At 69.1% G+C, this 20,767-nt stretch carries 18 protein-coding genes; 14 read left to right on the top strand and 4 right to left on the bottom strand.

Annotated features, from left to right (window positions below; translation table 11 throughout):
* Nucleotides 1-12 precede the first annotated feature (12 nt).
* On the bottom strand, nucleotides 13-1,365 hold the full coding sequence (locus AB0333_RS14815; protein ID WP_366219468.1) for a hypothetical protein: 1,353 nt from the start codon (nucleotides 1,363-1,365) through the stop codon (nucleotides 13-15).
* A 228-nt stretch (nucleotides 1,366-1,593) separates the two neighbouring features.
* Here AB0333_RS14815 and mtrA point away from each other — a divergent pair, with 228 nt between their 5' ends.
* The 11 genes from mtrA to AB0333_RS14760 all read left to right on the top strand — a co-directional run bounded on the left by mtrA (nucleotide 1,594) and on the right by AB0333_RS14760 (nucleotide 15,666).
* Nucleotides 1,594-2,271 carry an MtrAB system response regulator MtrA gene (gene mtrA / locus AB0333_RS14810; RefSeq protein ID WP_159551566.1) on the top strand — a complete coding sequence of 226 codons (678 nt, stop codon included), beginning with the start codon at nucleotides 1,594-1,596 and terminating at the stop codon, nucleotides 2,269-2,271.
* A gap of 1 nt (nucleotide 2,272) precedes the next feature.
* A complete protein-coding gene (gene mtrB / locus AB0333_RS14805; RefSeq protein WP_366219467.1) occupies nucleotides 2,273-4,054 on the top strand; it encodes an MtrAB system histidine kinase MtrB in 1,782 nt (593 codons plus the stop codon).
* A complete protein-coding gene (locus tag AB0333_RS14800) occupies nucleotides 4,054-5,799 on the top strand; it encodes an LpqB family beta-propeller domain-containing protein (protein ID WP_366219466.1) in 1,746 nt (581 codons plus the stop codon). The genes mtrB and AB0333_RS14800 overlap by 1 nt, the downstream gene beginning before the upstream one ends.
* Before the next feature lie 198 nt (nucleotides 5,800-5,997).
* Nucleotides 5,998-6,954, top strand: coding sequence for a phosphoribosyltransferase family protein (locus AB0333_RS14795; RefSeq protein WP_366219465.1), 957 nt, complete (start codon nucleotides 5,998-6,000; stop codon nucleotides 6,952-6,954).
* Nucleotides 6,955-7,117: 163 nt separating this feature from the next.
* On the top strand, nucleotides 7,118-7,798 hold the full coding sequence (gene raiA / locus AB0333_RS14790) for a ribosome-associated translation inhibitor RaiA (protein ID WP_366219464.1): 681 nt from the start codon (nucleotides 7,118-7,120) through the stop codon (nucleotides 7,796-7,798).
* Between the two features lie 58 nt (nucleotides 7,799-7,856).
* Nucleotides 7,857-9,134, top strand: coding sequence for a crosslink repair DNA glycosylase YcaQ family protein (locus AB0333_RS14785; protein WP_366219463.1), 1,278 nt, complete (start codon nucleotides 7,857-7,859; stop codon nucleotides 9,132-9,134).
* Nucleotides 9,135-9,238: 104 nt separating this feature from the next.
* Complete coding sequence (secA, locus tag AB0333_RS14780) at nucleotides 9,239-12,028, top strand: preprotein translocase subunit SecA (protein ID WP_366219462.1); 2,790 nt, start codon at nucleotides 9,239-9,241, stop codon at nucleotides 12,026-12,028.
* 278 nt (nucleotides 12,029-12,306) lie between these two features.
* Nucleotides 12,307-13,959 (top strand): response regulator transcription factor, encoded by a 1,653-nt coding sequence (locus AB0333_RS14775; protein WP_366219461.1) that lies wholly within the window; start codon nucleotides 12,307-12,309, stop codon nucleotides 13,957-13,959.
* 131 nt (nucleotides 13,960-14,090) lie between these two features.
* Complete coding sequence (locus AB0333_RS14770; protein WP_366219460.1) at nucleotides 14,091-14,453, top strand: hypothetical protein; 363 nt, start codon at nucleotides 14,091-14,093, stop codon at nucleotides 14,451-14,453.
* Nucleotides 14,380-15,510 (top strand): class I SAM-dependent methyltransferase, encoded by a 1,131-nt coding sequence (locus AB0333_RS14765; protein ID WP_366219459.1) that lies wholly within the window; start codon nucleotides 14,380-14,382, stop codon nucleotides 15,508-15,510. Before AB0333_RS14770 ends, AB0333_RS14765 begins: the two co-directional genes overlap by 74 nt.
* A 3-nt stretch (nucleotides 15,511-15,513) precedes the next feature.
* Complete coding sequence (locus tag AB0333_RS14760; RefSeq protein WP_366219458.1) at nucleotides 15,514-15,666, top strand: hypothetical protein; 153 nt, start codon at nucleotides 15,514-15,516, stop codon at nucleotides 15,664-15,666.
* 44 nt (nucleotides 15,667-15,710) lie between these two features.
* On the opposite strand, the gene AB0333_RS14755 is transcribed toward AB0333_RS14760, so the two are convergent.
* Complete coding sequence (locus AB0333_RS14755; RefSeq protein WP_366219457.1) at nucleotides 15,711-16,277, bottom strand: Rv3235 family protein; 567 nt, start codon at nucleotides 16,275-16,277, stop codon at nucleotides 15,711-15,713.
* A gap of 92 nt (nucleotides 16,278-16,369) precedes the next feature.
* Entirely contained in the window at nucleotides 16,370-17,149 is a 780-nt protein-coding gene (locus AB0333_RS14750; RefSeq protein ID WP_366219456.1) for a hypothetical protein, read from the bottom strand.
* Between the two features lie 240 nt (nucleotides 17,150-17,389).
* Between AB0333_RS14750 and AB0333_RS14745 the strand changes: the two genes are divergently transcribed.
* Nucleotides 17,390-17,953 carry a hypothetical protein gene (locus tag AB0333_RS14745; protein WP_366219455.1) on the top strand — a complete coding sequence of 188 codons (564 nt, stop codon included), beginning with the start codon at nucleotides 17,390-17,392 and terminating at the stop codon, nucleotides 17,951-17,953.
* On the opposite strand, the gene AB0333_RS14740 is transcribed toward AB0333_RS14745, so the two are convergent.
* The gene (locus tag AB0333_RS14740) at nucleotides 17,935-18,165 is read right to left on the bottom strand and encodes a helix-turn-helix domain-containing protein (protein ID WP_159551548.1); all 231 of its coding nucleotides are present in this window, start codon (nucleotides 18,163-18,165) and stop codon (nucleotides 17,935-17,937) included. The genes AB0333_RS14745 and AB0333_RS14740 overlap by 19 nt on opposite strands.
* Before the next feature lie 205 nt (nucleotides 18,166-18,370).
* Here AB0333_RS14740 and AB0333_RS14735 point away from each other — a divergent pair, with 205 nt between their 5' ends.
* A complete protein-coding gene (locus AB0333_RS14735) occupies nucleotides 18,371-19,009 on the top strand; it encodes a flagellar biosynthesis protein FlgA (protein ID WP_366219454.1) in 639 nt (212 codons plus the stop codon).
* Nucleotides 19,010-19,017: 8 nt separating this feature from the next.
* Nucleotides 19,018-20,670, top strand: a complete 1,653-nt coding sequence (locus tag AB0333_RS14730; protein ID WP_366219453.1) for an ATPase — start codon at nucleotides 19,018-19,020, stop codon at nucleotides 20,668-20,670.
* The last annotated feature ends 97 nt before the right edge of the window (nucleotides 20,671-20,767 follow it).

The raw sequence follows: 20,767 nt of genomic DNA, 5'->3' as shown, positions 1-20,767 counted from the left end.
GCGCAGCGCGGATCAGTGTCCGGACGGGCCGGCGGGAGCGGCAGGATAGCGGCCGGGGACCAGCTGGTCGGTTCCGGCGGCTACCTGCACGTCCCGCACCGTGCTGAAGCGTTCATCGTCGCCCGCCCCGGCAGCCTCGGCGGCGGCGATCAGCTCCAGGTCGAAGCTCTCGTGCCGGATTCGGTAGTCGATGTACAGCAAGGCGATCAGGCAGGAGCTGTAGACCAGGGCGAGGGCGTTGACCAGTGATGAGACGGCCACGCTGAGGAGGGTCCACCATCGGGTGGAGTCGACGATCTCCTCCATCGAGGTGGTGGGATCCAGCGGGGCGAACACGCCGCCGATCATGGACAACGGCGTGGTGATGATCGAGGCGACGACGCCGACGATGACGGCCACGAGCAGGATGATGCCCAGGGTCCGCCACCAGTGGCCGCGGGTCAGGGACCACGATCGCCCCATGGCCTTGAACGGACCCTTGAGCTCCACGGCCGAGGCGGCCGCGGCCAGCACCAGCTTGATGTAGAGCCAGACGGAGATGATGACCGACGCGACGGTCAGGACGAACAGCAGGACACCCATCAGTCCGGCCAGGCCGCCGTCCTCACTGACCGCCGCGATGACGAGTCCCACGATGACACCGATGAACAGCACGAAGACGATGGCCCCGGCGACCAGGTAGACCAACGCGAGGCCCATGAGCGACCAGATCTGCCGGCCGGTCAGCCTCCAGGCCTGACCCAGTGAGGTCTTGAGTCCTGCGGCCGAGCGGAGGACCACGACGGCCAGGACGCCATTGGCGATGATGCCGGCCAGCGCCGCGAGCAGGGCACCCAGGAAGAGCAGGGCGATCGATCCGAACAATTGGCCGAAGACCGGGTTGGTGAGGGGGTCACCGAGGAACGGGTCCTGGCCCCCCTCCTCCATGAGGATGATGCTGTAGGTGGCGTCGAAGAGCACATTGGTGGCAAAGACGGACACGACGATCTCGATCAGGGCCACGATCAGCGCCGTTCCCAGGACGGCGGCCGCATTGCGGCGGATGGCGGCGAAGGAGCCGCTGAGCAGGTCGCCGAGCGTGAGGGGCGTCAGCGGGATGATGCCCGGCCGGCGTGACGGCGTCCCGTATCCGGGCTGCTGGCCGTAGGGGTTCTGCTGGTTCGCGGGCTGGCCATAGGCGCCGTAGGGAGACTGGCCGTAGGACGGCTGCCCATAGGGGGACTGGCTGACCGCCGGACCGTAGGGGGACGGCCCCCATGGCTGGTGGGCCGGTGGGGCTGGTTGCCGTGGTGGCCGGCCCGGCTGCTGAGGTTGCTGGGCTGGTTGTTGGTCCGGGCCCTGGCCCGGGACCTCGTTCTCGTTCATTGGAGGGTCCCCCTGATGGTCTTGCGGTCGCGGGCCGTCGGCGGGTGGATCCACTGATGTGAGTGCGGCGCGTCCACCTGCACGGCTGACTATATCGGCCGCATCCCTCCTTGTCGGATAAGGTGGAACGGATGGCCGTTCGGTCCGGTCCGCACGGGGCCGCCGGGCGGCGGCGTCGGTGGGCGGGACCCATCCGACGGGAATTTCAGTCAGGGGAGGACGAATCCGGTGAAGGCCAGAATTCTCGTAGTCGATGATGACGAGGCACTGTCGGAGATGATCGGCATCGTGCTGCGCAACGACGGCTTCGAACCGACGTTCTGTGCGGACGGATCCCAGGCCCTGGAGATGTTCCGTTCCACCCGGCCCGATCTGGTGCTGCTGGACCTGATGCTGCCCGGCATGGACGGAATCGAGGTCTGCCAGGTCATCCGGGCCGAGTCGGACACCCCGATCGTGATGCTGACTGCCAAGTCGGACACCTCGGACGTGGTGCGCGGCCTGGAGGCCGGCGCCGATGACTACGTGCCCAAGCCCTTCAAACCCGCCGAGCTGGTGGCCCGTGTCCGCGCCCGCCTGCGTGAGGGTGAGACGCGCGCCCCGGAGACCCTGAAGATCGCCGACCTCACGATCGATGTGGCCGGCCACCAGGTCACCCGTGGCGACGGGGCCATTCAGCTCACGCCCCTGGAGTTCGATCTCCTCGTGGCCCTGGCCCGCAAACCGTGGCAGGTCTTCACTCGGGAGATGCTGCTCGAGGAGGTCTGGGGCTATCGGCACCAGGCGGACACCCGGCTGGTCAACGTGCACGTCCAGCGCCTGCGTTCCAAGGTCGAGAAGGACCCGGAGAACCCGGAGGTCGTCCTGACCGTCCGTGGCGTCGGCTACAAGGCCGGTCAGAGCTGAGTTGACCACGGGCACCGTCACCGCCCCCGAGCAGGCGGACACCGTCGGCTCAGACTCGGGCGCGGGGACCGGGGCCCGAGGAGCGATCGGCCGGTGGCTGAAGGCCCTGCGACGGCGCTGGAACGCGTCCCTGCAGCTTCGCACCGTGGCGATCACCGCCGTGCTGACCCTCGTGGCGGTCGGTGTGCTGGCCCTCTTCCTGAGCCAACAGATCACCTCCGGCCTGTTCCAGTCGCGGTTCGACCAGGTCGAGGCGGAATCGAACCGCGGCCTGAACCAGGCGCGGTCCATCTTCGACAACGCCGCCACCAATGACTCCGAGTCGACCGACCTGCTGGTCACCAACACGCTGAACCAGCTGGCCGGGGACACTGGTGCCACGGTCGTGCGGGACATGCTCCTCGTGCCGTTGGAGGAGGCCCAGAACCTGTTCGTGGGGCCCAAATCCAGTTCCGGGCTGTCCACGGACGTCATCCCCGACGAACTGTCCCAGGCGGTCCAGGAGGACAACGGCACCTATTGGCAGTCCATCAGCCTTCCGGCCGAGGACGGTGGGACGAATCCCGGACTGGCCTTCGGCACCCAGGTCACCCTGCCGCCGGGCAACATCTATGCGCTCTACATGGTGTACGACCTCACGAGTGTGCAGGAAACCCTGGACTACCTCATGCGGGTCCTCGTGGTTGCCGGGGCCATGCTGGTGATGATGAACTCCCTCATCGCGGTCTATGTCACCCGGTCCGTGGTCCGTCCGGTGAGCCAAGCAGCGTCCACCGCGGAGTCCCTGTCCTCCGGCGACTTGACCGTGCGCATGCCCGTCCACGGTGAGGATGAGATGGCCCGGCTCGGCTCGTCCTTCAACCGCATGGCGGACAACATCCAGGACCAGATCACCCAGTTGGCGGAACTCTCACAGATGCAGCAGCGGTTCGTCTCGGATGTCTCGCACGAGCTGCGGACGCCCCTGACCACGGTGCGGATGGCGGCAGAGGTGCTCTATGACTCCCGGGAGGAGTTCGACGCCATCAACCGCCGCTCCACCGAATTGCTCTACCACCAGGTCGAACGATTCCAGGCCCTGCTCGCCGACCTGCTGGAGATCACCCGTTTCGACGCCGGAGCGGCCACCATGGCCCCGGAGGAGACGGACATCCTGCACCTGGCGACCGACGTCGTCCTCACGGCACAGCCGCTGGCCCACAAGGCCAACACCGCCGTCTTCGTCGTCCCGATGGACATGAAGGTGACGGCTGACGTCGATCCCCGCCGCATCGAACGCATCATCCGCAACCTGGTCAACAACGCGATCGAGCACGGCGAGGGCCGTCCCGTCGACGTGATCGTCGGGGCCGGGGAGGACACGGTGGCGGTAGTGGTCCGTGACCACGGGATCGGCATGTCCGAGGAGCAGGCCTCTCGCGTCTTCGACCGGTTCTGGCGGGCGGATCCCGCGCGGGCCCGCACCACGGGCGGCTCCGGACTGGGCCTGTCCATCGCCACGGAGGACACCCGGCTGCACAACGGGCGCCTGGACGCCTGGGGTGCGCCCGGAGACGGTTCGGCGTTCCGCCTGACCATCCCACGTCACAGCGGTGGCACGGTCGGGGAGAGCACGCCTCTGGACCTGCCGCCCGTCTACACCGAGTCCCAACGCCGGCTGCCGCTGGAGCTGGAGAACCCGGAACCCGCGCAGTTCCATGGCGAGAAGATGCCGGACCGGATCCATGAGCAGTCGTTGTACCGGCCACGCCCGGAGACCCCACAGCCGGAGGACGAACCCTGATGACGGATACCCAGCGCACCGTGGGCCGCGATCGACCGGCCCGCGCACGAGGCCCCCTGGCCGCTCTCTGCGCCGCTCTCTTCGCCGGCCTGCTCCTGTTGACCGGCTGTGCCCACCTGCCCCAGAGCGGCCCGGTCGGGACGTCGGACCCGCTGCCGGGTACGGACAACCAGGTGAACTACTCCTTCACCCCGGCGGGCCCGGTGGAGGACGCCAGCCCGGAGGACATCATCCGCGGCTTCCTCACCGCCGGGACCGGCACTCAGGACGACTACGCCACGGCCCGCGATTTCCTGACGGAGGAGGCCGCCGAGGCGTGGAACCCCGACGCCCGGACCCTCGTCTACAACGAGACCCCCACCGTGGTCCCGTCGGCCCAGGACAACCAGTACGAGGTTCAGATCGAGGTGGATTCGGTGGTGGACGAGCGCGGCATCATGAACCGGATGCCGGCCAACACGTCCGAGGCCGTGGGTTTCGCCCTGACCCAGGAGGACGGCCAGTGGAGGATCGCGCAGGCGCCAGGCGGCACCATGCTCGAGTCCGCCCAGTTCCGTGCCCTCTTCGCCTCACATGAGTTGTACTTCTACGACCAGTCCTACTCCTATGCCGTTCCGGACCTGCGGTGGTTCCTCAACAGGTCGGGCTCAGCCGCGGACATCGTCGGCGCCCTCCTGGACGGGCCCGCCCCATACCTGGACGGGGCCGTGCGGACGGCCTTCCAGGCTGGTTCGGAGTTGTCGCGTCCCTCCGTTCCGGTCGATGCCGGCTCGGCCAAGGTCGATCTCACGCGGCAGACGGTTGAGAGCGTCGAGCCGTTGATGCGGCAGCGGATGCAGCAACAGCTTGAGCTGACACTGGACGGGCTGAACAGCGTCTCCAGCGTGGAGATGTCCGTGGAACTGAACCCCCTCGACCTGGGCTCGGTGGCGGACAACTTCGAACCAGCCCAGATCAACCCCGGGGTGGGATCCACCCAGGTCGCCGTCGCCAACGGAGAACTGGTCTATTTCGAGGGCGACGCCACGGTCCCGGTCGGTGGCCTGCAGCTGGACATCGAGGGCGGACCGGTGGACCCGGCCATGAGCCTGGACGGCACCCGCTTCGCGTTCCTGAACGGCGACGGAACGCAGATGGTCTCCGCCGGTACGGACGGATCCCAGGAACTCGAGCTCGAGGGGGAGAACCTGACGCGGCCGAGCTTCGACTCGTCCGGCTGGACCTGGACCGTGGACCAGTCCAACGGCACCCGCATCATGGCCTTGCAGACCGCCGGCCAGGACGGGGCCCCCCTGGAGATCAGCGCGGAATGGCTCGGCGACCGCACCGTCCAGGCCTTGCGCATCTCCCGCGATGGCACGCGGGCGGCCATCGTGGCCGGCGAGGGGGAGTCGTCTCACCTCTACCTCTCCGGCGTCATCCGCGATTCGGAGGGCGTCCCCCGTGGACTCGGTTCGCCAGTCCGGTTGGAGCCCACCGTGCCCGTCAGCGACGTCAACTGGGTCTCCGACCAGAAGCTGCTGGTGGCCGCCACCAGCAGCACGTCCTCGGTGGAGGCGCAGCTCATCGGACTCGACGGCACGCTGGAAACACTGCGGCCGCTGCTGGGCATGACCGGCTTCTCCACCGGACCCGGCGACAACCCGATCTACGCGGAGACGGCCGAAGCGGTGCACACCCTGGCCGGATCCACGTGGCGGTCCCAGGCTGGCGCCGTAGCCCATGACATGGCCTTCCCCGGCTGACCCGAGATGGCTTTCCCCGGCTGACACGATCGTCCGGCCTGACCCTCCACCGCGCACGTGGCGTCGAGGTCATCCGGGGCTGGACCGGAGTCTCCCGTCGACCGGAGCCTCCCGTGGACCGGAGCGTCCCGCGCGTGTCGTCCACAGTGGGCCCCGGCGCGATGCCCCGGTCCCAGACGCGAGGAGCAGGCTGGGATCATGAGGTTCCCTTCTGGAGGTGCCGTTGGGCTGGACCGCCTGGACCGGCTGGTCCATGCGCCGTCGTCGCGTGCCTTGGCGGGCTCGGTACGCGAGTTGGCCGGGCTGCTGATGCCCAGCCTCTGCGTCCTCTGCGGACGGCAGGACGGCACGGTGTGCGCGGAGTGTGCCCCGGGGCTGGTGACCGAACTGCTCCACCCGTTCCGGGCGGAAGACGACGCCGCCGCGCTACCGCTCTACCCGGCCGGGGCGGCCCAGACCCCACCTTGGCCCCCGTCGGCGGGCTCATCCGGTGGCGGCCTCCTGACCGCGGACTCGTCCGGTGACGGAGACCCGCCGATGCCACCGGGCGGCCCGGCACCGCCCCTGCGGCCGGTTCCGGTGGTGGCGGCCGCACGCTACGGGGCGGACGCCTCGCGGGCGCTCCTGGCGTTCAAAGACCACGGCCGGACGGCAGTGGCCGGGTACCTGCGTCCGGCCGTCCATCGGGCACTGGCCGCCGCTCCGCGATTACTGGGGATCCCGGGCCCGTTCACGCTGGTGCCGGTCCCGGCCAGTGCGGCCGGGTTCCGCGGCCGGGGCTACGACCCGGTGGAGGAACTGCTGACCGGCACACTGCCGCCCGGCTGGCAGGTGGCCACCGGATGGCTGGCGCACCGGCGGAAGCCCCTCCTGGCCGCCATCCGATCCCGCAGCAGTCACGCGGGAGCAGGGTCGCGGCAGCGTCGCCATCGCGGACGCGACCGGTTCCGGACCACCCGGCATTTCGCCGCGGGGGACCGTCGCGATTCCGGACGCGGCGTGGTGGTGTTCGACGACGTCATGACCACGGGCGCCACGCTCGCGGCCACGTGGCATGCCCTCGAGCAGGCGGGCGTCCGGCCGGTGGGCGCCGTGGTGGTGGCCGCGGTGACGGCACCGGGGAAGGCACCTGACGAAGGTCTTAACTCGGCGTGAAGAAAGTACTAGGGTGAGGGCAACGGACCCCTCGGGGGATCGTCTTCGGCGGCTGGAAGGAGGAGTTCTTCCCGCCGCCGAGGTGCATTAAGAGGCCGGCGCAGGGCCGGTCGCTCGGTGCACGCACATGTTCGAATAGCCGTCAGGCTCCTAGGAGGACATCATGACCATGGACGTCAGCTACGTTGCCCGCAACGTCTCCCTTCCGGACCGGTTCCGGGACTACGCCCAGGAGAAGTTCAGCAAGATCGAGCAGCTATCCACACGCGCTCAGGGGCTGGAGATCAAGGTCACCAAGCAGACCAACCACCGTCATTCGGACGAGAAGCTCACCGTGGAGTTGACCGTCCACGGCAAAGGCAAGGTCATTCGCGCAGAGGCCCAGGCTGACGACAAGTTCGCCGCCTTCGATCTGGCCTTCGGCAAGCTCCTGGAGCGGTTGCGGCGCCTCCGTGACCGGCAGAAGGACCGTCACCAGAAGCGGGTTTCGGTGGCGGACGCGACGGCGGCGTTGCCCCTGGTCCAACCGGGACAGTCACTGGTCGAGCAGGTCATGGCAGACCAGGCCGCGCAGAACCACGCCGCACCGGAGGACGACGGCGAGGCCCCCGTGCGGATCCGCAAGAAGGTCTTCCCCGCCACGCCCGTCAGCGTTGACGACGCTGTCGACGCCATGGAGCTGGTGGGACACGATTTCTACCTCTTCATCGACGATGCCACCGGCCGGCCCTCCGCTGTCTACCGCCGCAAGGGCTGGAGCTACGGTGTGATCACCCTCGATGCCGACCATCCAGACGCTGAGGTCCAGGAAGAGGACGTCCACTATCGAGCCGCAACCGTCTGAGTCCCTGGCCTCACGCCACGGCCGCCGACCGCCCGGCCCTTCGGGGCCGGACGGTCCGGTGCTGGGCTACTCCGAGGCCCGCAGGACGGCGCTGGCAGCCCAGCTGATCCACCGACGGCGCCGGCCGGGCCCGCCGGGCGCCCGACGGATCAGATCGACCCTGGACCGGCTCGGCGTGCTGCAGGTGGACTCCGTCAACATCCTCACCCGAGCGCACTACGTGCCGCTCTTCAGCCGGTTGGGCACCTACGATCCGGCCCTGCTGGACCGGCTGTCCCATCGGTCGTCCCACCAGCGGCACCCCCCATGGACTGAGTACTGGGCCCACGAGGCCTCTCTGGTCCCGGTCCGGTTGCGCCCGGCGCTCGTGGCCGTCCAGCGTCGTACCTGGATGACCGCCACGGACCTGGACGCGCCGCTCCGGGACGAGTTGACGCAACAGATTCTCGCGTTGCTCTCCGCCTCCCGCCCACTGACGGCACGGCAGGTGGAGGACCGGCTGGGGCACCACGGTGGCCACCAGGGGCACTGGGGCTGGAACTGGTCCGTGGTCAAGCGGGTCCTCGAGGACCTGTTCGCCTCCGGGCAGATCGCGAGCGCCGGACGCAATCCCCACTTCGAACGCCGCTTCGTGCCGGCCTCGGCCATCGATCCGGCGGAAGGGGTGCCGGACCGGCACGCGGCGACCCTGGAACTGGTGCACACCGCCGCCCGGGCCCTCGGGGTGGCCACCGAGGCCAGCCTCGCCGACTACTACCGGATCACCGTCATGGCCGCCCGCGCCGCAGCGGTGCAACTGCACCATGAGGGCGTCCTGGAGCCCGTCCGGTTGCCGGGTCTCCGCGGGACGACCGTGGCGGCGTGGCGCCATGCCGAAGCGGTGACACCCCGGACCGCGACGGGCCGGGCCCTGGTCAGTCCCTTCGATCCGCTGGTGTTCCACCGGTCTCGGGTCGAGGCGATGTTCGGCGTCCGGTACCGCCTGGGGATCTACACCCCCGCTCCGAAACGGACCCGTGGCTATTACTCCCTGTTGTTCCTGCTTGGGGAGCGGCTGGTCGCCCAGGTCGATCTCAAGGCGGACCGTGACGGCAAGGTGCTGCTGGTGCGCGGTGCCTGGTCCGAGGACCCGGCAGCGGTTCCTGGTGGCCCCGGGACAGTGGGTGGGGCAGGAAGCCGGGCGGCCGGCGTCGGGCAGGTGGTGGTGGAGCTGGCCGCCGAGCTGGGCGAGTTGGCCGGCTGGCTGGGCCTGGGGGACGTGGCGGTGGCGGGGAATGCCGACGGAGACCTGCCAGCGGAACTGCGGCGGGCATGGAGGAAGCTCCCAGAGATTTGACCGTAGACTGTGCGGGTATCCCGTGGCCGCTGGCCGGACCGGGGTACCCGAGCGCAACGCATACCGACGCACCCGGTGCACCGGGGAACAGGGAGTCTAGGCACGTGGCATCATTCATCGAACGAATCCTGAAGACCGGGGACAAGAAGGTCCTCAAGCGCCTGAGGGGATTCGCCGACGCCATCAATGTCCTCGAGGACGAGTTCCGCGAGATGTCCGACGCCGAGCTGCGCGGCGAGACCGACGCGTTCCGTGAGCGGATCGCCGGCGGCGAGTCGCTCGACTCGCTGCTGCCGGAGGCCTTCGCCGCTGTGCGTGAGGCGGCCGGACGCACCCTCGGCCAGCGTCACTACGACGTCCAGCTGATGGGCGGGGCCGCCCTGCACCTCGGGAACATCGCCGAGATGAAGACCGGTGAGGGCAAGACCCTCGTGGCCACCGCCCCGGCCTACCTCAACGCCCTCTCCGGCCAGGGCGTCCACGTCATCACGGTCAACGACTACCTCGCCAGTTACCAGTCCGAGCTGATGGGCCGCGTCTTCCGGTTCCTCGGCCTGGAGACCGGCGTGATCGTCGCCAACCAGGATCCGGCCACCCGGCGCGCCCAGTACGCCGCGGACATCACCTACGGCACGAACAACGAGTTCGGTTTCGATTACCTGCGGGACAACATGGCCTGGTCCAAGGACGAACTCGTCCAGCGCGGCCACCACTTCGCGATCGTCGACGAGGTCGACTCCATCCTCATCGACGAGGCCCGTACCCCGCTGATCATCTCCGGACCGGCCCAGGGCGACGCCTCGCGCTGGTACACCGAGTTCTCCAAGCTGGTGCGCAAGCTGACCCTGGACGAGGACTACGAGGTCGACGAGAAGAAGAAGACCGTGGGTGTGCTCGAGCCGGGCATCGAGAAGACGGAGGACTGGCTGGGCATCTCCAACCTCTACGAGTCCGCGAACACGCCGCTGATCCAGTACCTGAACAACGCCATCAAGGCCAAGGAACTGTTCAAGAAGGACAAGGACTACGTCGTGCTGGGCGGCGAGGTCAACATCGTAGACGAGCACACCGGCCGTGTCCTGGCCGGCCGCCGGTACAACGAGGGCATGCATCAGGCCATCGAGGCCAAGGAGGGCGTGCAGATCAAGGCGGAGAACCAGACCCTGGCCACCGTCACCCTGCAGAATTACTTCCGCCTCTACGAGAAGCTGTCCGGCATGACCGGTACCGCCGAGACCGAGGCCGGTGAGTTCATGTCCACCTACAAGCTCGGTGTGGTGGTCATCCCCTCCAACAGGTCCATCCAGCGCGCGGACCAGACCGACCTCATCTACAAGAACGAGGTGGCGAAGTTCGACGCGGTGGTCAAGGACATTGCCGAGCGGCACGAGAAGGGCCAGCCCGTCCTGGTGGGCACCACCTCGGTGGAGAAGTCCGAGTACCTCTCCAAGCTGTTGGCCAAGAACGGCGTCCGGCACGAGGTGCTCAACGCCAAGAACCACGCTCGTGAGGCGTCGATCGTGGCCCAGGCGGGTCGCAAGGGGGCCGTCACGGTGGCCACCAACATGGCCGGCCGCGGCACCGACATCATGCTGGGCGGCAACGCGGAGCACAACGCCGTCGACGCGATGCAGAAGCGTGGCGTGGACCCCGTCGAGGACGCCGAACGCTATGAGGAACTGTGGGACGAGGTCCTGGCCGCCGCCCAGGAGGGCGTCAAGAAGGAACACGAGGAGGTCCTCGAACTCGGCGGACTCTACGTGCTCGGCACGGAGCGCCACGAGTCCCGGCGCATCGACAACCAGCTGCGCGGCCGTTCCGGGCGTCAGGGTGATCCGGGCGAGTCCCGTTTCTACCTCTCGTTGACAGATGACCTGATGCGCCTCTTCAACCCGGGTGCCGCATCCCGCATCATGAACTCCGCCTCCGTGCCGGACGATATGGCGCTGGAGTCGAAGATGGTGTCCGGAGCCATCCAGAACGCGCAGCAGCAGGTCGAATCGCGCAACACCGAGCAACGCAAGAATGTGCTGAAGTACGACGACGTGATGAACCGCCAGCGTGAGGCCATCTACACGGACCGCCGGCACATCCTGGAGGGGGAGGATCTGCGGTCCAAGATCCAGAATTTCCTCGAAGATGCCGTTTCCACCGTGGTGGATGAGGCCACGGGTGTCGGGCACGCCGGCGACTGGGACCTGGACCAGCTTTGGACGGATCTGAAGCAGATGTACCCGGTGGGCGTCACCGTGGACGAGGTGGTGGAGGAGTCCGGCGGTCTGACGAAGCTCAAGGCCGAGGACCTGAAGCGCGAGCTGGTCTCCGACGCCCGGCTGGCCTACGAGGACCGCGAGAAGGCCATCGGGCCGGACACCTTGCGCGAACTGGAGCGCCGTGTGGTGCTCTCGGTGATCGGACGGAAGTGGCAGGAACACCTCTACGAGATGGACTACCTCAAGGAAGGCATCGGCCTGCGGTCCATGGCCCAGCGTGATCCCCTGGTGGAGTACCAGCGAGAGGGTTTCATCCTGTTTGAGGCCATGATGGAGGCCATCCGGGAGGAGTCGATCGGCTACCTGTTCAACCTGGAGGTGCAGACCGCTCCTGCTCCGACCTCCTTGCCCGGAGTCCAGGACGCCCGGTCCGCGACGATGACGCCGGTCTTGAACGTCAAGGGCCTCGACGCGCCTCGCCAGCCGTCCACCCTCCGGTTCTCCGCGCCGTCGGACTCCGGTGAGGTCACCACTCAGGTGCGCCGCACCGATGGTGCGACCGGCGGTCAGACCCCTGCGGGGGCCGCTGACGAAGCCGGTCGGAATGGCTCCGGCAACGGGACCGGTGGGGCGAAGAACGCTCCGCGCGGTGTCAAGAAGTCCAAGAAGAGCCGCCGCTGACTGTCCTTGACTGTCCTTGACTGTCCTGACGTGGCACGTGAGGTACGGATCAGGACAGCGAGCAGTCGCCCCACGGCGTGGCCTCAATCAGTCCGTATTCCGCCCGCCCGTCGAGTAGCTGCGGGATGATCGCCGTGACGGGCTGGGCCACGGTGCAGGCCGGGGCGCTCAGCGCGCCTCTCTGACGTCCATGTCCCCGGGGGCAGGCCCTCGTGGCCCGCACCGGCGGCATGGTCCTGAGCCCGGCGACGGGGCTACCCTGAGTCAGGAGCCCCTCCATGACCGATCACCCCCTCGACACCGATGTTCCGCTGGCCACGGCGCGGACAGCGTACGCCCGCGGTGACTGGGACCGTGCCGTGCGGGAGTACTCCCGCATCCATGCCGCCGAGGGGCTGGCGCTGGAGGACCTCGACCGGCTGGGCAGTTCCCTGTGGTGGGTCGGCGAGACCGCGGAGTCGTTGGTCATCTCCGAGGATGTCTACCACCGTTACGAGGACTCCGGCGAGGATGCCCGGGCAGCCATGAAAGCCCTGAAGCTGGGCCTGCTGTGGTTCATCCGCGGGGACCAGGTCATCGCCTCCGGCTGGGCCAGCCGGGCCCGGCGCAATCTCGCGGTGCTCCCGGAGTCCGCCGAACACGGGTTCCTGCTCTATCTGGATGCCGCCGTTGCCTTCTCGGAGGGCGATACCGGACCGGCCCGGGACGCCGTGGTGCCCCTGGAAGAACTCGGCCGGAGGGTCCACGCGCCACCGTTGCAGGCGTTGTCCCTGGTGCTCGCCGGCATGGTGGACCTCGTCGAGGCCCGCACCGTCACCGGCTTCGCCAAACTGGACGAGGCCATGCTGCCGGTCCTGGCCGGGCAACTGGACCCGGAGTGGGCGGGCGACGTCTACTGCACGGTCATCCATGCCTGCCATCGGCTCGCGGACGTGCCCCGGATGCGGTCGTGGACCCGTGCCACCGAGCAGTGGTGCCGACAGTTCCAAGGCGAGGTGGTGTACACGGGCATCTGTCGGGTGCATCGGCTCCAACTGATGTGCGCGGAGGGACACTGGGGCGAGGCCGAAGAAGCCATCGAACGCTGCGGCGCCGAACTGGTCGGCACGAACAACTGGGTGGCCGGCGAGGCCTACTACCAACTGGGGGAGATCCGCCGGCTGCGCGGCGACCACGCCGCGGCGGTGGCCGCCTTCGGGCGGGCCCGGGACCTCGGCACGGATCCGCAGCCAGGCGAGGCCCTGCTTCAGCACGCCGACGGGCTGACGGAGGCCGCCTGGTCGGGTTTGTGCTCGGCGCTGGCCGGCAGGGACCGGCTCGCGGCCGCTTCACTGTTGGGGGCCGGCGTCGGGCTGGCCCTGGCGTTGGGGAAGGGCGAGGAGGCCGAGTACCTGTGCGCCGAGCTGGAGGCGACGGCCGAGGGGTTCGGGTCCCCGGGATTCCGGGCGTGGGCGGCGCACGCGCGTGCAGCACTGCTGGTGGCCGAGGGCCACTACGGCGAGGCGATTCCGGTGCTGGAGGGCGTGGCTGCAGACTACCGAACGCTACGCCTTCGCTACGAATCGGCGGGCGTGCAGGAGCTGCTCTCGAGGGCATTCGAGGGGCTGGGGGATGCCGGGGCGGCCGCCACGCACCGGTCCAGGGCGCTGGCCACCTACCGGGAGCTGGGCGCCGCCCCGGACATCGCCCGGCTTGACGCCGCCGAAAGGCTACGGGTGGGTGTGTCCCGGGCCGGCGCACCCGGGGGCCTGACCGGCCGGGAGGTCGAGGTCCTGCGGCAGATCGCCGGCGGTGCGAGCAACCGGGCGGCGGCCGAGGAGCTGTTCATCAGCCAGAAGACGGTGGGCCGCCACCTGGCGAACATCTTCACCAAGATCGGGGTGTCTTCCCGGACCGCCGCGGCGGCGTGGGCCCATGAACACGGCCTGTAGCTCCCTGCAGCAAACGCCCCATGCGGTCCGCCGAGAATGGGTGCTCTTCCCGATGCCGCGATCCCGTGAGCTTTCTATCGTTGTGGGTGTCACGACGAAGGCTTAAGGACGAAGGCTTAAAGAGGCCAGCCATGGACGTCACCCCGGCGGTCATCGCGGGAAGCATCTCCTCCGTCCTCTTCGCCGCCAGCGTCATGCCGATGGTCTTCAAGGCGTTCCGCACCAGGGACCTGAGCTCCTACAGCCCGGGAAACCTCGTGATGGCCAACATCGGCAACCTCGTGCACTCCGTGTACATCTACAGCCTGCCCATGGGGCCCATCTGGGTCCTGCACGGCTTCTACCTGATCACCACCGGTTTCATGCTGGCCATGTATGTGCGCCACCGGAATCCGGCCACCCCGGAAGGCAAAATCAACCATGAGCACCGACCTGAACACCCAGAACACCCAGAACACCTCGGCGTCCGCCGTCTGGGTGTCTCCGTCCGTTGACCCGGCCGCAGCCGAGGCCTTCGGCAACCGCTGCGTCGGCATCATGAACGATGCGGCCATCGCCCTGCTGATCAGCGTGGGCCACCAGGTCGGCCTCTTCGACGAGCTGGCGCAGAACCCTGGATCGACCAGCGGGCAGTTGGCCGAGAAGGGTGGCCTGACGGAACGCTACGTCCGCGAGTGGTTGGCAGGGATGGTGACCGCCGGGATCGTCCGCCTGGACCCCGGCACCCGGACCCACACCCTGCCCCCGGAGCACGCCGCCGTGCTGACCACGGCGGCCGGGCACAACAACATGTCCCACCTGATGCAGTACATCGCGATGTTCGGCGAGGTGGAGCAGAAGGTGGTCGAACGGTTCCGCCAGGGTGGCGGGCTGTCCTACGGCGACTACCCGAACTTCCACCGGGTCATGGCGGAAGAGAGCGCGGCCGTCAACGATGCAGCCCTGATCGAGGTGATCCTGCCTCTGGCGGACGACCTCCCGGAACGATTGGCGGCGGGGATCGAGGTGGCGGACATCGGCTGCGGCTCGGGCCATGCCGTCAACCTCATGGCCCGTGCCTACCCGGCCAGCCGGTTCACCGGGTTCGACTTCTCGGACGAGGCCATCGCCACCGCGCGCCGAGAGGCCGCTGCCTGGGGACTGGACAACGCCCGCTTCGAGGTCCTGGACGTCGGCGGCTGGGCGGCCGAGGAGGCCTTCGATGCCGTCACCGCCTTCGACGCCATCCATGACCAGGCACATCCCGCGCAGGTGCTGGCCAATATCCACCGGGCGCTGCGCCCGGGTGGGATCTTCCTCATGGTGGACCTCACCGCGGAGACCGCAGTCGAGGACAACATCGACCTGCCGTGGGCCAGCTACCTCTACGCCATCTCCCTCTTCCACTGCATGACGGTCTCTCTGGGGCTCGACGGCGACGGGCTCGGGACCGCCTGGGGACGCCAGCTGGCGCTGCGGATGGTCTCGGAGGCCGGCTTCGCGACGGTGGAGGACAAAGACATCGACACCGATCCGTTCAACACCTACTACGTCGCCCGCCGGGGTGGGTGAGGCGTGCGAGACAAGGAGGTCGAGCGGTTCAACCGCAGCGTACTGGAGGAAGGCGCCCACGCCTGCCCCTACACCTCAGAGGTCCAACGCATCGCGGGCCTTGGCGGTTTCCTGCACCGCCACCATCATCTCGGCGGACACACCGCACTCCAGTGATTCTCACCGGCAGGCCGTGTAACCGACCTGGGCGGATAGTACCGCTAGCCGAGTTCCAATGCCGTGACCTTCCACCGGTTGCGGTGCTTCTCGATGCGTAAGGCCATGGCCCGGGCGCGGTCGGGCAATTGGACGGTAGCACTGGCTTCGTAGGCCTCCTGGCCCAGGCGACAGGCCCGGGCCCCGAGCGCCTTCGGGGCCGCGGCGGGGCCATCCGTCCGCGTGGCCCGGATGCGTTGGGCCAAATCGGCCCGACGGATCATCTTCTGGTAGGTGGCCAGGTCGAGCCAGGCGGACAGCTGACGTGCCGGCCGCAGCCCGAGTTCGGCCTCCACGCAGGCCAGGGCCACGATCCGCGCCAGGGAACGGACATGGCGTTCTTCCTCCCTCCGGCGCTCGGCCTGGGCACGCTCGGCCGTCGCGGTCTTGTCGAGTGGTCGCTGCCGGGGCGCCCACGCCGGGTGCGGCTGACTCCGGGAGGGTCGGGAGGCGAACCCCCGGGTGGTTCCGGCCGCGGAGTCCAGGGGTGGCTGGGCCGCGGGGACGGCGGTGACGGTCAGGACGGGAGTCCGCTCCGGGGCCTGCTCTGCGGCCGTGGTCAGGGTCGTCATGGTTCCTCCGGTTGTACTGGGATCAAGCGTGGACGGGGATCGGTGGTGCTGCGGCCCGGTGAGCGGGTCCGTGGTGCGGTGCGGGACGCAGCCTAGCTCAGGGGCGGTGCCGTGAGGACGGTGCCGGGGATGAGCAGATCGGCGTCGCCGCCGATGACGGCGCGGTTGTGGTCGTGCCACTGCCGCCATCGGCCGTCCACTTCCAGGACGGTGGCTGTGGGACCGAGTTCGTGTGCGGCGATGTCCCACAGACAGTCACCCCGGCGCACCGTGATGGTCTTGGCGTCGTCCGTGGCGGCCTGGCCCGAGCGAGGTGCACCGGGCGCGGACGGCACCGGGGCCGAGGGTTTCCACGTGGGCGACGGCACCTGCTGCTCGTCCGGCAGGGAGGCCGAGGCACCCGAGAGCCAGCCCGGATGGGGGAGCGCGGTGGGTGTGTACACGGAGGCCTCCTGCGCGGTGGAGTCCTGGGCCACCGGAAATGGCGCGAGGGCGGAACCGGGCGTGGCCCACGCCCCGGGTGCCAGCAGTAAGTTGACTCCCAGGACTGACGTCGCCACCCGGCGGAGGAAGGCGGGGGAGACAGCGCTGCCGCAGCGGATGAGGAGGAGCGACCTGGTCCGGTGACCCAGAGCCGCCACGGCCGTGCCGAGCACGGCGAGAAGCCACCAAGCGGCGACGACGGCGCCCGCTCCGGCGCAGAGGGAGGCGACCAGCCGTTCGACGAGGGGCAGACCCGCGCTGGGAACGGCGCCTCCCACTCCGGTGGAGCCGAACCACCACAGCAACGGTCCGGCCACAGTGCACAGCAGGGTCAGAATCAGATCCTCGCCCCGGAGGGCCGGGTGGCGGTTCTCAGACGATGCACTCACGTGGTGCCCCTTCAGCCTCGCGGGCGTCGGGCGCCCTCATTCTTCGTCGATGGACTAAGGCAACAGTAGGTCGCTACAGATGTCAATAGACGAAGTACAGTGGTGATCGGTGCCGTTTGATTTCGTTTGATGTGCTGGGGCTATATCGGGTGTACGAGAGTCGCCAGATTCCGGACCGTCGGCGGCACGTGCCGTCCGCCCGTTGAGGGGGTCGCCATGTCACCGGTTTAGGCTGGGGAGATGAGATGGGACGGTCTGTTTGCCGATCTGGAGGCCCAGCTGGCCCAGGGGCACTGGCAGGACACGGAGGCCGAGGCGGCCGAGCTGACGCGCGGCGAGCGATCCGCGATCGCCCTGATCGATCGATTGCGCGGTGCGGTGGGGTCGACGCTGGCGCTCGTGCTAGCAGACGGCCAACGGCTGGAGTTGACCCTCTCCACCGTGGGATCCACGTGGATCGGCGGGACGGACCGGAGCGGAAGCCTGGTGGTGAACCTCGCCGCCGTGGTGGCCATCGACAGTCCTCTGGCGGCGGTGGTCCCGGAAGCATCTCCCGGGCGACGGAAGCTGGGCATCGGCTTCCTGTACCGGTCGTTGTCCCGTGCCCGCGTGGCCCTCGTGGTCGCCGGCCGGGACGGGCGGCTGCTCGGAGAGGGGACCATCGACCGGGTGGGGCTGGACCACCTCGACCTGGCCGTCCACCCTCGAGACGAACAGCGTCGCGGGCGCAATGTCCGCGGGGTCAGGGTGATTCCCTTCGATGCCATCCACCTCGTGCGTTCGGCTCAGGCGTCCTCGGTCTGAGGTGCACCGGCCTTTCGGGCCTCGGCCTTGGCGGCCTGCTGCACGTAGAGGTCCTCGATGTACTCGTCGAGCTTGACCTGTTCCACCCGCCACTGGCCACGACCGCCGATCTGGATGGCCGGCAGCTCCCCACTGCGCACCAGCGCGCGGGCCTGCGCCATGGAGACCTGCAGCTCCTCGGCGACATCGGTCAGGGTCAGGAAGCGCGGCATGGGTCCTCCGGGTCGAAAGTGGGCATCGGTCACTGTCATTCTTCCACGGTCACCGTGGGTGCAGGGGTTGTCCACAGGGGCGGTCCGGTCCGCTGGGTCCACCCCGACTTGTCCACACCCTCGCCTGGGCGGCGTGGGGCTTGGATAAGGTGGTCAAGGATGTCGGCGGCGCATGAGGCGGCCGGACCGGAGAGGGAGGACGCCCGTGGAGGCGACGAACACGGCGGAGGCTCCGCGGCTCACGCGGCCGGGGTGGAAGGATCCCCGGTTGCTGGCCGGGCTCCTGCTGGTGCTGCTGTCGGTGGCCGGCATCGTGGCACTGGTGCAGTCACTGGACCGCTCGGAGGGCTATTGGGCCGCCGGACAGGACCTGGTTCCAGGCAGCGTGGTCGAGACCGACCAGTTGACGGTGGTGCAGGCGCGGCTGGGCGACGCGGCCGACGACTACCTCCCCGCGGACGAACCGTTCCCCGAGGACCAGGCTGTGGTGGGCACGGTACGCCAGGGCGAACTGCTCCCGGCCGGTGCCGTGGCCAGGGTGGACCCACAGTCACGGCAGGCCGTGTCCCTGACCGTGGCCGATCCGCTCCCTGAGGGAACGGCCCCCGGTGGCCGGGTGGATGTGTGGATCGCCGCCCAGGACGGCAATCAGGGGTTCAGCGAACCGGAACTGGTTGCCCCGTCCGCCGAACTGGCCGAAATCACGGAGGCCACCGGTTCGTTCGGCTCCACGGGTGGGATCAACGTGCAGATCCTCGTGGGTCCGGAGCAACTGCCACAGGTGTTGGACGCCAAGGGCAATGGGGCGCGCATCAGCGTGGTCCCGTCGCTTGCCGGACAGTAGGAGTGCTCGTGCGCAAGGTCTCGGTGGCCACCACCATCATGCCCGGCTTCGACCACGTCTCCGGACTCGAGCGGCTGCGGGGGCCCGTCACGGTGATCCGCCGCTGCGAGAGCCTCGCCGAACTGATCTCCGTGGCCCGCACGGGACTGGCGGATGTTGTGCTCGTGGCCGGCGACACCGATCAGCTCACGTTGACGTTCCTGGAATCCCTCAGTGCCGGAGGGGCGAGTTCCCGGACCGCTGCGGTGGTGGCGCTCAGCGAGGTGGCCGCTGAACGAGTCCGCCTCTCCGGACTCGGTATCCCGGTGGGCTCGCCTGACCTGTCCGCGGAGGAACTGGCCATGCTGCTGACCGACGCCGCCTCCCAGGATCAGCAACGTCAGCGCATCACGGCTGAACCTGGGGCTCGCGGCCGCCGGTCCGCCCAGAACGGCGCTGACGAGCCGGCCGGGCCCGAACGTCTGACGACGCCGGCACGTCCGGCCGATGACGAGGTGCTCTCTCCCCCGAGGGGAGCAGGCCATGCACCGGCTCAGTCCGCCGCCGTCATGAAATCTGAGACCGTCGGGGCGGAGGCAGAACGAGGTGGCGCAGAACCGGATGGCCCAGCAGAACGGGATAGCGCAGAACGGGGTGCCCCAGCACGGGGCGATGCCGGCTCCGCCGCGCCCGGCGACCTGGTGCCGGACCCCGGTGACGAGCCGGACACGGAGGCTCCCTCCGATCGGGACGGTGAGCCGGAGGCCCTGGTCTCCGGGGGAAGTGCCACCGAAACCGCGGCGCCGCCCCGGGTGACCGCCGTCTGGGGTCCCGCGGGAAGCCCGGGCCGTACCACGGTGGCGGTCAACCTGGCGGTAGAACTGGCCCTGTCCGGGCGCAGGACGCTGTTGATCGATCTAGACACCTATGCGGCCTCTGCGGGCATCCACCTGGGTCTGCTGGACGAATCCGCGGGCATCGCCCAAGCCTGCCGGACCGCCGACCAGGGAGGGATCTCCCCGGAGGGGATCGGGCGAGCAGCGCTCCGGGCGCGGGTGGCTGGGACCACCCTGCAGGTGCTCACGGGCCTCACCCGGGCTGACCGGTGGCCGGAGCTGCGCCGCGCCGCCCTGGACGACGTACTGTCGGCGGCTGCCGCCGGCTGGGACGAGGTCGTGCTGGACTGCGGGTTCTGCCTGGAGGAGGATGAGGAACTCAGTTTCGACATCCCGGCTCCACAGCGCAACGCGGCCACGTTGGCCGGGTTGGCGGCCGCGGACCGCATCCTGGCCGTCGGCACCGGTGATCCGGTGGGGCTGCCCCGGCTCATCCACGGTCTGGACGAGCTGGGGCTGCAGGTGGACACCGTGGAGCGGAGCCGGGTGGAGGTGGTCGTCAACCAGGTCCGGCCGGATGCCTCGGGGGTGGCCCCGCAATCACAGATCACCGGCGTCCTCGACCGCTTCGGCGGGTCGTGGACCGTCGGAGGGTTCCTGCCCTGGGACCGCCGGGCCTTGGACCGTGCGCTGCTCGGCGGACAGGTGCTGGCCGAGGCTGCACCGAAGTCGGCCCTGCGCCGCGCCGTGGCCCGGCTGGCCGGTACGGCCGCCGGAGCCGTCCAGACCAGATCCGCCACGGCCGCCGTCGGACCGGGTCTGCGGACGTTGCTGCGGCGCAGCTGACCTCCGCACCGCTCTGCAGCGGGCACGTCGTTCACGCTTTGACCTGCGGGCCGTTAGGCTCGCCGTAGTGGACCAAGGACGTTCCACTCATCCGGTC

The sequence above is a fragment of the Citricoccus sp. NPDC079358 genome, from assembly GCF_040702545.1.
In the GTDB taxonomy this organism is placed as follows: Bacteria; Actinomycetota; Actinomycetes; order Actinomycetales; family Micrococcaceae; genus Citricoccus.
Note: the sequence above shows the minus strand (reverse complement) of the source record. Positions and strands in the feature narration are given on the sequence as shown.